The following is an 11,466-nucleotide window of genomic DNA, read 5'->3' as shown; positions in this document are numbered from 1 at the left end:
CATTTTATTTAAACAGCGAGTACTCTGGTACACTCCAGGCCAGGGCACTGGCACCAAGCACATCGCGTTCTCTATCTTCAAGTTTCGAAACAAGCATCTTAACCTTGCCTCGCAAATTGCCAAACACATGCTCCTCGAACGACTTGCACGTTGGGTCTAACAACCACTTGCCAGCATGCGAGATACCACCTGTAAGGATGATAGCCTCAGGATCCACAAGCGATGCGTAGTTGGCTAATCCCAGACCTAACATCTCACCTGTACGACGGTACACCTCGATAGCCATCTCGTCGCCCTGGTCGCAGCACTCCTTGATGGTACGTGGTGATAGCTTCTCAAGATTGCGCATCAGTGTAGGTGCATCGCTCTCGGCCATCAGTTCCTTGGCAGTATTCACAATACCTGCGGCACCAACGTACGACTCCAAGCAGCCAGTATGACCACAACCACAAGCACGACCGTTTTTCACGACACAGGTGTGACCAAACTCACCGGCATAGCCATTATGTCCGATATGGTCGTCGCCTGCCGTGAAGAAACAGCTGCCTATACCCACACCCAGACTGAGAATAATGAAATTCTTCATACCATGGGCACAACCAAAGGTATACTCGCCAAGAGCCGATACGTGGGCATCGTTCGACAAACCTACAGCCAATCCAATGCGGTCGCGCAGCATAGCACTCAGAGGTACGATACCTTTCCAAGGCAGGTTGGCTGCGTTCTCGATACAGCCCGAAACCGAGCTGGCACTGGGCGAACTAACACCAATGGAACGAATGGTTTCGTAACCGCCATTAGCCTCAACCAGATTCACAATCTTATCGCTCAAGGCAGTCACAAAGTTGTTCACATCCGAATAGCCGCATGTAAGGAACGATTCCTCGGCAATAATATTACCGCGGATATCCACAATGGCATAGGTGGTCAGTTCATTACTGATGTCGACACCTACAACTTTCGTTTTAATCTTATACTCCTCCATAGATATAGGTCTAGTTATTATTTAAACAACGAATATTCCTTCACATCCCATGCCAGAGCGCTGGCGCCAAGCACATCACGCTCACCTTCCTTGAGAATCGACACCAGGATACGGGTCTTATTCTTGATGTTATGGAAAACGTGCTCCTCGAACGAGGCACGCATGGGTTTCAACAGCCACTTACCTGCCTGCGTCATATCGCCTGTCAGGATAATAGCCTCAGGGTTCAACACTGATGCATAGTTGGCCATACCCAATCCCAATATCTCGCCAGTTTTACGGAATACCTCGATGGCCACTTTATCACCTTTATAACAACAGTCAGCAATCGTCTTGATGCTCAGCTCCTGCTGCTCACTCAGCAATGTGGGTTCCTTACTGGCAGCAATCAGCTCTTCGGCAGTCTTAATCAAGCCCTTCTCCGAGCAATAAGCCTCCAAACAGCCTTTGTTACCACAACCACACTGCCTGCCGTTCAACTCTACACAAGTATGACCCAGTTCGCCAGCAAAGCCATTAAAGCCCAGATGGGGCTGACCGTTTGAGAAGAAACAGCTACCCAGTCCGCCATGACTGATTGAGATCACAACAAAGTCCTTCATGCCATGCGCACTTCCGTACGATTTCTCGCTGAGCGCTGTAATATGAGCATCGTTAGCCACTGCCACAGCCAGTCCTAACTGGTCTCTCAGCATTGCTCCCAGAGGTATCACACCCTTCCAAGGCAGATTGGCCGCATTCTCAATGCAACCTGTTACCGCACTGGCACTAGGCGCACTCACACCTACCGAGCGGATGGTTTCGTAACCACCGTTCTCCTCAACCAGCGCAACCACGCGCTCGCAAAGGGCCGCTACGTATTCATTAATATCAGTATAGTCGGAAGTCAGGAAATAATCCTGTGCCACAATCTCACCTCTGATATCTACCACAGCAAAAGTGGTACGATCCACACGGATATCGATTCCTACTACACGTGTTTTAATCTGGTCGATGCTCTCGTCTTTCTTCTCCATAACTATTCTCTGTTATTTAAACAACGAATATTCTCTTACTTCCCATGCCAAGGCACTGGCGCCTAACATGTCATTCGAGGACTTGTACTCCTCAGAAATCAGGAACTGGGTTTTACCATAGGTATTATGGAACACCATTTTATCAAAGGTCTCTCTGGCAGGTTCAAACAACCATTTACCAGCCTTTGTAAGCCCGCCGGTAAAGATAAAGGCCTCAGGATCTACCAGCGATGCATAGTTGGCCAATCCATATCCCAACATCTCACCTGTTCTGCGGTACACTTCGATAGACAGTTCGTCACCCTGATTGCAAAACTCAGCTATCTGCAAGGCTTTCAGATTCTCAACGCCACGCATCAGCGATGGTGTGGTTGTTTCGTCCAACAGTTCTTTGGCAGTAGCTACAATGCCTTTTTTGGCCACGTAAGCCTCTAAGCAACCTTTGTTACCACAGCTGCACTGTCTGCCACCATTTACTACACAGGTATGACCAATCTCACCAGCAAAACCTTCGTTGCCTTTATGTATCAGACCATTCGAGAACATACAGCTACCAATGCCACTGCCCATGGTAAGTACCACAAAGTCGCGCATGCCTCTGGCCAGTCCGTAGGTATGCTCACCCAGAGCTCTTACATCTGCATTATTAGCCACAGCCACAGCGTAGCCAGTACGTTCTCTAAGCAAAGTAGCTAAGGGAATAACACCTTTCCAAGGCAGGTTAGGTGCATTTTCAATGCTACCAGTCATAAAGTTGGCGCTGGGCGCACTGATGCCTACCGAACGAATGCTCTCGTAGCCACCGTTGCGTTCCACCATTTCCATCACGCGCTCACTCAGCACTGATACAAATAGGTTTATATCTGGATAGTCTAATGTCGGGAAGCTGTCCATCACAACCACCTCACCCTTCACGTCAACAATTGCGTAAGAGGTGGCTTCAAGACTGATGTCAATCCCGATGACCCTTTTCTTGATTGTTTCTTGTTCCATCAAAGTGTTCTCAGTTATCAGCCACAAATATATACTTTTTTTAGAGACTGAGCAAATCTTTCTCACTTTTTTTGCAAATATTTACTCGAATCTTGCATTTTTCGAGAAATTTCCGTAACTTTGCAGCCATAAAATTGAAATATTCGAATATTAAAGATGAACATTTTAGAGTTAAGCGAACAAGAAATCGGAAGGCGTCAGAGCCTTCAGGAACTGCGCTCGATGGGCATCGATCCCTATCCTGCAGCCGAGTTCCCAACAAATGCATTCAGCACAGAAATTAAGGAAAGTTTCAAGGACGATGAGGATCGTGAGGTCGTTATCGCAGGTCGTATGATGAGCCGTCGTGTCATGGGTAAGGCATCTTTTGCCGAGCTTCAGGACTCAAAGGGCCGTATCCAGGTGTACATCACTCGCGATGATATCTGCCCAGGCGAGAACAAGGACCTATATAATAATGTATTCAAGCGTTTGCTCGATATTGGCGATTTCATCGGTGTTAAGGGTAAGGTATTCCGCACCCAGACTGGTGAGATTTCTGTACATGCCTCAGAGCTTACACTGCTTTCAAAGAGCCTTAAGCCACTGCCTATCGTGAAGTACAAGGATGGTGTGGCCTACGATAAGTTTGATGATCCCGAGTTGCGTTATCGCCAGCGTTATGTCGACCTGGTAGTTAACGAGGGCGTAAAGGATACCTTCCTGAAGCGTGCAACTATCATTCGCACCATGCGTAGCATTCTCGACAATGCTGGTTATACCGAGGTTGACACACCTATCCTGCAGAGCATCGCAGGTGGTGCATCAGCCCGTCCATTCATCACCCACTTCAATGCCCTGAATCAGGACATGTACATGCGTATTGCCACCGAGCTTTACCTGAAGCGCCTGATTGTAGGTGGTTTCGAGGGTGTTTACGAGATGGGTAAGAACTTCCGTAACGAGGGTATGGACAAGACCCACAACCCTGAGTTCACCTGCATGGAGCTCTACGTGAGCTATAAGGATCTGCTGTGGGGTATGACCTTCACCGAGAAGATGCTCGAGGAGATCTGTACAGCTGTAAACGGCAAGCCCGAGGTTGAGATTGATGGTAAGGTTATCTCATTCAAGGCCCCATTCCGTCGCCTGCCTATCCTTGATGCGATCAAGGAGAAGACAGATTTCGATTGCGATGGCAAGACCGAGGACGAGATTCGTGCATTCTGTCTCTCTAAGGGCATGGATGTAGATGAGACCATGGGTAAGGGTAAGCTGATCGATGAGCTCTTTGGTGAGTTCTGCGAGGGCACCTTCATCCAGCCGACCTTCATCACCGATTATCCTGTTGAGATGTCACCTCTTACCAAGATGCATCGTTCTAAGCCCGGTCTCACCGAGCGTTTCGAGCTGATGGTTAATGGTAAGGAGCTGGCCAATGCTTATTCTGAGCTCAACGATCCTATCGATCAGGAGGAGCGCTTTATCGAGCAGATGAAGTTAGCTGATAAGGGCGACGACGAGGCTATGATCATCGACCACGACTTCCTGCGTGCCCTCCAGTACGGTATGCCTCCTACATTCGGTATTGGTATCGGTATCGACCGTCTGGTGATGCTGATGACTGGTAAGTTTGCTATTGGCGAGGTAATGCTGTTCCCACAGATGAAGCCTGAGAAGAAGATTCCTCAGTCATCTGTAGCAGAGTGGGCCGAGATTGGTGTACCCGAGGATATCGTTCCAGTACTCCGCAAGGCTGGTTTCAACCTGATCACCAACATTAAGGACGAAAAGCCTCAGGGGCTGCAGCAGAAGATTGGTGAGATCTTCAAGAAGTACAAGCTCGAACTCCAGAAGCCTTCAGTTGATGAAGTAGCCGCCTGGATCGAAAAGGCGCAAGCCTAATGGTCAATGTTCAATGATCAATGTTCAATGAACCATGTACGATTGTGGTAAGATAGCAATTATCGGAGGTGGCAGCTGGGCAACAGCTATTGCCAAGATTGTGGTAAGTCATACACACCATATAGGTTGGTATATGCGTCGCGACGACCGTATCGAGGATTTCCGTCGCATGGGGCATAACCCCGCCTACCTCACCAGTGTACACTTCAATATCGATGAGATTAACTTCGATAGCGATTTGAATCGTATTGCGCAGCAGTACGACACGCTGGTGTTTGTCACCCCTTCGCCTTACCTCAAGAGTCATCTTAAGAAGTTGAAGACGCGTATTCGCGACAAATTCATACTTACCGCTATTAAGGGTATCGTACCTGATGAAAATCTCGTATGTAGCGAGTATTTTCATCAGGTTTACGACGTACCTTACGAGAATCTCGCTTGCATCGGTGGTCCTTCTCATGCCGAGGAGGTGGCACTCGAGCGTCTCAGCTACCTCACCGTAGGTTGTGCCGACCGTGAGAAAGCCCAGGCCTTCTGCGATGTATTATCAAGCGAGTATATCAAAACCAAGACCTCTACCGATGTGGTTGGTATCGAGTATTCTTCTGTTCTGAAGAATGTGTATGCCATTGCCGCAGGTATCTGCAGCGGCCTGAAATATGGCGATAACTTCCAGTCGGTACTCATGGCCAATGCCGTGCAGGAGATGAATCGTTTCCTCACAGCTGTTTATCCTTTGGATCGCAATGCTTACGATAGTGTTTATCTGGGCGATTTGCTGGTTACGGGTTATAGCAACTTCAGTCGTAACCGCACCTTCGGAACCATGATTGGTAAGGGCTACAGCGTGAAGTCGGCCCAGATCGAGATGGAGATGATTGCCGAGGGTTACTTCGGTACCAAGTGTATGAAGGAGATCAATCGCCACTGTCACGTAAACATGCCTATCCTCGATGCCGTATATAACATCCTATACGAACGCATCGCTCCCCAAATCGAGATTAAACTTCTTACCGATTCATTCCGCTAATAATGACAGCCAAAGAAGTTATCAACCATATGGAATCGCTGCGCAACGATGCCCAGCGACGCATCCTGATGGGCTTCTTCAAGACTGGTCCTGGCGAATATGGCGAGGGTGACGAATTCCTTGGCCTGAAGGTTCCTCAGACACGCGAGGTGGTTAAGCTTGTGGGGAAAGATTTCCCATTGAACGAAATCCCCGAACTCCTGATGTGTCGCTGGCACGAGGTACGCCTTTGTGGACTGCTGATATTAGTATCTAAGTTCGAAAAACTGGCCACCAAACGTCTTGAAAACGATAAGAAAGCCATTAGCGCTCGCGACGAGATACTCACCCTTTATCTGCAATATGCCGAACAAGCCAACAATTGGGATCTGGTAGATCTTTCTGTCCACAAAATCCTGGGTCACTGGCTCCTGTTGCCCTCCAACTTAGGCGATAAAGATTACAAACTCAAGGTTCTCGACTCCTTGGCCCAAAGCCCCTGCCTGTGGAAACAGCGCATGAGTATGGTCTGTTCATGGAAAACCTCACAGATGGGCGATTCCACTTGGTGCCTGCGCTATGCCGAAATCCATCTGCATCACCCACACGACCTGATGCACAAGGCCGTAGGTTGGATGCTACGCGAAATGGGTAAACGTGTTAGCGAAGAACTCTTACGCGATTTCCTCCGCCAACACGTTCACGAAATGCCCCGCACCATGCTCCGCTACGCCATCGAGAAACTCCCCGCCCCCGAGCGCCAGTATTGGATGGGCATTAAATAAGTTCACACAATCTTCAAGAAAGCCTCAACCTGATTCTTTAGTGCTACTTTCTGTTCATCGCTAAGAATCATACGTCCTTCAGTCCAGGCCTCAACATTCAGAGCGATGCCTGTCTGAGGCTCCATCACATCGGCCTTCAGAAAAGTAAGCAATTCCGTTAGTTTCTCACGACATTTGGCTGTAGCCATCTTGCCGCCTGCACCACTCAGCGCCACCTTTTTGCCATTAATAACAGTAGGGGTTTCATAATCGTTAGCTACCACAGGACGCGACAACCAGTCAAACAGGTTCTTTACATGACCAGGATAACTGAAGTTATACTCGGGCGTAAACACCCAGATGCCATCTGCCTCTTTCACCGTAGCACGCAGTCTACATACAGCCTCAGGCTCAGGAAACTCTATATCCTGATTAATCAAGGGCACATCCTTATAATCCAGATAAGTAACTTCGGCACGTGCGCCAATCATTTGCTCAGCCTCGCGGGCTAACTGCCGGTTAAAAGAACCTTCCCTCAGCGATCCAACGATAAAAAGAATTCTTTTCATATCCATAAGTTTTTAGTTATTCACGTTGCGAAAAATGAAAATCATTGATATACCAACCACCCTCTAATGAATTCCGTTGCATATGAATCCACTGATGAAGAGACATTTCTACATGACCATTTGGCTTAAAGTGGATACCCTCTTCTTCTAGGAGGGGGCGTTGGCGACTCCAGCCTGGGGCGGTGCGACCAGATTTGTTCACTACACGATGACAAGGTAGCTTCTCTGCACCAGGCGTGTAGCGCAACGTTCTACCTACCATACGCGAATGACTGGGCCAACCTGCCAGGGTGGCGATATCACCATAGGTGGTTACACAGCCACGAGGTATCTGGGCCACTATGTTGAGCACAGCATCGCTAAAGGCACGCGCCTGTTCGGGCGACATCTTATCTGGATAATCCTTCATTCTGAACTGTAAGTAGGATGTTCTGTTTAGCTGTGGTGGGTTGCATAGCCATGTCGAGGGGTAATCCCAGGGGATTGATGCAGGCAACACGGGCAAAGCCGGCATCGAGAAGTTGCTGCTCGTCAGCGATGCGACCGGCTATGAGCATAACAGGCACATGATGTTTCTGAGCACGCTGCAGAATGCCATAAGGCAACTTACCCATCAGCGTTTGTCTATCGGCTGAGCCTTCGCCAGTAATCACAAGGTTAGCATCCTTCAGGAGTTCGTCGAAATGGATGGCATCCAACAGAAGGTCGATTCCAGAGCGACAATCAGCTTGCATATACTGCATAAAAGCATACCCCAAACCACCTGCAGCACCTGCGCCTGGCATATCCTGACAGTCGCGCCCCAAGTGCTTGGCCGATGCCTCAGCAAAGCGTTTGGCCCGGGCATCGAGGGCAAGAACATTATCAGGCGAAGCCCCCTTCTGTGGCGCAAACACATGGGCAGCGCCATTTAAGCCACAAAGGGGGGTGGTAACATCGGTGGCGATGGTGAAACGCACATCATCTAACTGACGCACATCGTCCCAAGTCTTTCCTTTGGCAAACGCATCGATGATGACACGCAGCATGCCTATACCACAATCACTGGTGGCACTACCACCAAGACCCACGATAATGTGCTTACAGCCTCTTCGCACAGCATCGACCACCAACTGACCAGTGCCATAGCTTGTAGCTACCATGGGATTACGTTCCTCGGGCTTCACTAGCGTTAGTCCACTGGCTTTGGCAATTTCAATCACAGCCGTATCGCCCTGCATCAGATACTGTGCTACAATGGGACGCATCAGCGGGTCCTTCACATGCACCTGCACAATATCACCACCCATAGCCGCTTGGAAAGCCTCCATAAATCCCTCGCCACCATCGCTCACAGGCACCTGCACCACCTTGGCATCAGGTATCCTGCTAAGAATACCCTCGCTGGCTGCCTGATTAGCCTCAACAGACGTGAGACAGCCCTTGAATGAGTCGATGGCAACGATGATTTTATGCATTTACAATAAGCTATCGGCCAACTGCTGCAGCAGGGCCTCGTCGGTAGATTTCATGCGTGAGCGGATGGTTACCATGGGCTCTACGATCTCACAGTCCTTCAGGGCCTCAATCATGGTGCGCATGGTCTTGCCGGCCGTAGGAGCCCAGCTACCATTCTCAATGATACCAAACTTACGCTTCTGGTAGTTCTTGATTTGCAGATGATACAGGAAGTCGTGCATCACGGGGAACACACCTGCATCGTAGCTCGAAGCAGCTACCACCACTGTAGGATAGCGGAAAGCATCCTCGATAACCTCAGCCATATCCGAACGACTCAGATCGCTAACTACTACCTTTGGCGCACCCTTTTCGCGCAGTATCTCACCTAATCGCTCTGCAGCAGCGGCAGTACCACCATGAATACTGGCGTAGGCAATCAGTATGCCCTCGCTCTCAGGCTCGTACTTGCTCCAGATATCATACAGGCGCACAGCCTCAGCCAGAGCCTCACCCTTGAGCACAGGACCATGCAGCGGACAGATAGCCTGGATATCGAGGGCTGCAGCCTTCTTCAGCACACTCTGCACCTGCGAGCCATACTTACCACATATATTAAAATAATAGCGACGTGCCTCGCAGGCCCAGTCGTCAGTCTCGTGGATTAATGCACCAAATTTACCAAAGCCATCGGCACTGAACAGCACCTTATCGGTGGTATCGTAGCTCATGATTACCTCGGGCCAGTGAATCATGGCAGCCCCAATAAACTGCAACGTGTGCTTACCCAACGCGAGTGTATCGCCCTCCTTAACAGTAACCACACGACCTGTAAAATCTACGTCCTCGAAGAAGTTCGACAGCATTTTTACAGCCTGCGCACTGCACACCAGCTGCACACCGGGATACGTCTCCAGCATCCAAGCGATAAGTGCCGAGTGATCAGGCTCCATGTGGTGAACCACCAGATAATCAGGCTGACGACCATTCAAGGCAGCCGTCAGGTTGGCTTTCCATTCCTCGCCCTTACGACGATCGGCAGTATCCAGCACAGCTATCTTCTCATCATCGATGAGATACGAGTTATAACTCATGCCCTCGGGCACCACATACTGACTCTCAAACAAATCGATGTCGAGATCATCCACACCGATATACTTAATTGTATCGTTCATTGTATTCATAGTTATACGTTTAATCACATTCTGGCGACAAAGATAGTATAATTTTGTGGAAAGGCCAAACTTTTCGCACAATTATTTATGTGTTAAAATAGCGTTAACATAGCGTGCAGTGGTGCGCTATGTCGCCGATTTTTTGTACCTTCGCATCCGTTTTGCCCTTTTCGGGCAGCACTTTCAGGAAAAATGTAAAAAGATTGTTTAAAGATGGCAACAGGAAAATATCAAATTACTGAACTAAAGAAGTGTACAGCCGATTACCGAAATATATTAGGCGACGAACGTAAGGATGAGCTCCACGACAGGATAATGGAGATAATAGTAGATGACAAGAAATATCGTGATAAGGATTACACTGCCAGCAAACTGGCTGCCGACCTTGGCACCAACTGTCGTTATATCTCGGCAGTGATGACAGAGCGCTTCCACACCAACTTTAATGGATTGATGAACAAGCATCGTATCGACGAGGCTAAGACACTATTAGCCGAGGAGGAATATCGCGACAAATCTATCAGCGAGATTGGCGAGATGGTAGGCTTCGGTACCCGTCAGGCATTCTACGCCTCGTTCTACCGATTCTTAAACACCACCCCACGCGAATTCCGCGTCAAGCACCTTGGGCCTAAAAAGCGTAAGCGTTACAGCAAAAAGGCTTAATGCTTTTTACGGTATTCGTATAGCTCCAACGAGTTAACAATATTCTGCCACAGCACGTAACAGCCTGCACCTACCGATGCCACTGGGTTAAGGTAGGTATAGGCTACCCAGATGCTCAGGGCAGTATTTTTTTGGAACGAAGCCTGACCGCCATCGATCTCATCGCCTAACTGGCGACCAATCCAACGGCCCATCAGGAAAAGCACAAAGCAAAGAATCAGCGACATCACGGCTATCATCAGCAGCGTACGCAGTCCAGCGTCGCTATGCACGATGTTACGCACGGTAACACCCGACGTTACTGCCAACTGCGCTGCCCAGAGGTAGAACGAGAGGTCGGGTATCGACACAATCCATGCGCAGAGGCGCTTGGCATAGTGCTGCACCAACCATCCCAGCACCAGCGGAGCTACCAATACCATAGCCAACTTTTGCAGGATGATAAAGAATACAGCCCAGAAACCAGTACTAACACCACGCTCCAACAACGGGAACACGGCTGGAATCATAAGGGCCGAGGCAAAGGCCGACATCACCACATAAGCCGTCATGGTATTGATGTTACCGCCAATCTTGGCAGTAACCACCGGAGCTGCCGTAGCAGCAGGACCGATGATACACGTAAGCACACTCTCCCAAAGCAATTTCTGTTCAGGGTCGGCATCCACTTGGAAGATAATCCACACGTTCAATGCCACCAAAGCCACCTGTGCCACCAGCACACCTATGTGCCAGCGGTGAGGACGCATCTGATGGAAGTCGATACGACAGTAGGTCGAGAATAGCGTAGAGAACACCATAAACGGGAAAATAGCATCCACCACTTCGCCTAACGTATCGCCTGCGCCATCCAGAAATGGCAACAGATAAAACAGCAGATACACCACAGTACCAACAGCTATAGCCACTGGAAGAGTCCAGTCTTTAACAAATTGCTTCAGTTTCATGGTGCAAAATTACAAAAAATT

General features: G+C 49.1%; 12 protein-coding genes. 4 read left to right on the top strand and 8 right to left on the bottom strand.

The annotated features are described in order from the left end of the window. Positions 1 to 4: 4 nt before the first annotated feature. From T499_RS0103670 to T499_RS0103660, 3 genes are read right to left on the bottom strand one after another with little or no spacing between them, the layout of a single operon-like run. Positions 5 to 985, bottom strand: coding sequence for an ROK family protein (locus T499_RS0103670; RefSeq protein WP_033149772.1), 981 nt, complete (start codon positions 983 to 985; stop codon positions 5 to 7). Positions 986 to 1,002: 17 nt separating this feature from the next. Then, on the bottom strand, positions 1,003 to 2,001 hold the full coding sequence (locus T499_RS0103665) for an ROK family protein (RefSeq protein WP_013064085.1): 999 nt from the start codon (positions 1,999 to 2,001) through the stop codon (positions 1,003 to 1,005). Positions 2,002 to 2,013: 12 nt separating this feature from the next. Next, a complete protein-coding gene (locus tag T499_RS0103660; protein WP_033150172.1) occupies positions 2,014 to 2,994 on the bottom strand; it encodes an ROK family protein in 981 nt (326 codons plus the stop codon). 156 nt (positions 2,995 to 3,150) lie between these two features. On the opposite strand from T499_RS0103660, the gene lysS reads away from it, so the two are divergent. From lysS to T499_RS0103645, 3 genes are read left to right on the top strand one after another with little or no spacing between them, the layout of a single operon-like run. After that, complete coding sequence (gene lysS, locus T499_RS0103655) at positions 3,151 to 4,878, top strand: lysine--tRNA ligase (RefSeq protein WP_033149771.1); 1,728 nt, start codon at positions 3,151 to 3,153, stop codon at positions 4,876 to 4,878. Positions 4,879 to 4,912: 34 nt separating this feature from the next. Next, positions 4,913 to 5,908, top strand: coding sequence for an NAD(P)H-dependent glycerol-3-phosphate dehydrogenase (locus tag T499_RS0103650; protein ID WP_013064950.1), 996 nt, complete (start codon positions 4,913 to 4,915; stop codon positions 5,906 to 5,908). Positions 5,909 to 5,910: 2 nt separating this feature from the next. Next, entirely contained in the window at positions 5,911 to 6,672 is a 762-nt protein-coding gene (locus tag T499_RS0103645) for a DNA alkylation repair protein (RefSeq protein WP_033149770.1), read from the top strand. Positions 6,673 to 6,674: 2 nt separating this feature from the next. Here the strand turns inward: T499_RS0103645 and T499_RS0103640 are convergent, their stop codons facing one another. The 4 genes from T499_RS0103640 to T499_RS0103625 are packed head-to-tail and all read right to left on the bottom strand — an operon-like array spanning position 6,675 to position 9,832. Further along, positions 6,675 to 7,220 carry an NADPH-dependent FMN reductase gene (locus T499_RS0103640; protein WP_033150171.1) on the bottom strand — a complete coding sequence of 182 codons (546 nt, stop codon included), beginning with the start codon at positions 7,218 to 7,220 and terminating at the stop codon, positions 6,675 to 6,677. Positions 7,221 to 7,236: 16 nt separating this feature from the next. After that, the gene (locus T499_RS0103635) at positions 7,237 to 7,629 is read right to left on the bottom strand and encodes an MGMT family protein (RefSeq protein ID WP_052173350.1); all 393 of its coding nucleotides are present in this window, start codon (positions 7,627 to 7,629) and stop codon (positions 7,237 to 7,239) included. Beyond that, positions 7,610 to 8,677, bottom strand: coding sequence for a glycerate kinase family protein (locus T499_RS0103630; protein ID WP_033149769.1), 1,068 nt, complete (start codon positions 8,675 to 8,677; stop codon positions 7,610 to 7,612). The genes T499_RS0103635 and T499_RS0103630 overlap by 20 nt, the downstream gene beginning before the upstream one ends. Further along, on the bottom strand, positions 8,678 to 9,832 hold the full coding sequence (locus T499_RS0103625) for an FprA family A-type flavoprotein (RefSeq protein WP_033150169.1): 1,155 nt from the start codon (positions 9,830 to 9,832) through the stop codon (positions 8,678 to 8,680). 213 nt (positions 9,833 to 10,045) lie between these two features. On the opposite strand from T499_RS0103625, the gene T499_RS0103620 reads away from it, so the two are divergent. After that, positions 10,046 to 10,498 (top strand): helix-turn-helix domain-containing protein, encoded by a 453-nt coding sequence (locus tag T499_RS0103620; protein ID WP_013064035.1) that lies wholly within the window; start codon positions 10,046 to 10,048, stop codon positions 10,496 to 10,498. Here the strand turns inward: T499_RS0103620 and T499_RS0103615 are convergent. Then, positions 10,495 to 11,445, bottom strand: a complete 951-nt coding sequence (locus tag T499_RS0103615) for a hypothetical protein (protein WP_013064784.1) — start codon at positions 11,443 to 11,445, stop codon at positions 10,495 to 10,497. The two genes, T499_RS0103620 and T499_RS0103615, sit on opposite strands and share 4 nt — an antisense overlap. Between the last annotated feature and the right edge of the window lie 21 nt (positions 11,446 to 11,466).

The sequence above is a fragment of the Prevotella sp. RM4 genome, from assembly GCF_000701965.1.
Lineage (GTDB): Bacteria > Bacteroidota > Bacteroidia > Bacteroidales > Bacteroidaceae > Prevotella > Prevotella ruminicola.
Note: the sequence above shows the minus strand (reverse complement) of the source record. Positions and strands in the feature narration are given on the sequence as shown.

Coding starts and splice junctions, on each gene's coding strand:
- T499_RS0103670 (WP_033149772.1), bottom strand. CDS start 985: ATGGAGGAGTATAAGATTAAAACGAAAGTTGTAGGTGTCGACATCAGT.
- T499_RS0103665 (WP_013064085.1), bottom strand. CDS start 2,001: ATGGAGAAGAAAGACGAGAGCATCGACCAGATTAAAACACGTGTAGTA.
- T499_RS0103660 (WP_033150172.1), bottom strand. CDS start 2,994: ATGGAACAAGAAACAATCAAGAAAAGGGTCATCGGGATTGACATCAGT.
- lysS (WP_033149771.1), top strand. CDS start 3,151: ATGAACATTTTAGAGTTAAGCGAACAAGAAATCGGAAGGCGTCAGAGC.
- T499_RS0103650 (WP_013064950.1), top strand. CDS start 4,913: ATGTACGATTGTGGTAAGATAGCAATTATCGGAGGTGGCAGCTGGGCA.
- T499_RS0103645 (WP_033149770.1), top strand. CDS start 5,911: ATGACAGCCAAAGAAGTTATCAACCATATGGAATCGCTGCGCAACGAT.
- T499_RS0103640 (WP_033150171.1), bottom strand. CDS start 7,220: ATGAAAAGAATTCTTTTTATCGTTGGATCGCTGAGGGAAGGTTCTTTT.
- T499_RS0103635 (WP_052173350.1), bottom strand. CDS start 7,629: ATGAAGGATTATCCAGATAAGATGTCGCCCGAACAGGCGCGTGCCTTT.
- T499_RS0103630 (WP_033149769.1), bottom strand. CDS start 8,677: ATGCATAAAATCATCGTTGCCATCGACTCATTCAAGGGCTGTCTCACG.
- T499_RS0103625 (WP_033150169.1), bottom strand. CDS start 9,832: ATGAACGATACAATTAAGTATATCGGTGTGGATGATCTCGACATCGAT.
- T499_RS0103620 (WP_013064035.1), top strand. CDS start 10,046: ATGGCAACAGGAAAATATCAAATTACTGAACTAAAGAAGTGTACAGCC.
- T499_RS0103615 (WP_013064784.1), bottom strand. CDS start 11,445: ATGAAACTGAAGCAATTTGTTAAAGACTGGACTCTTCCAGTGGCTATA.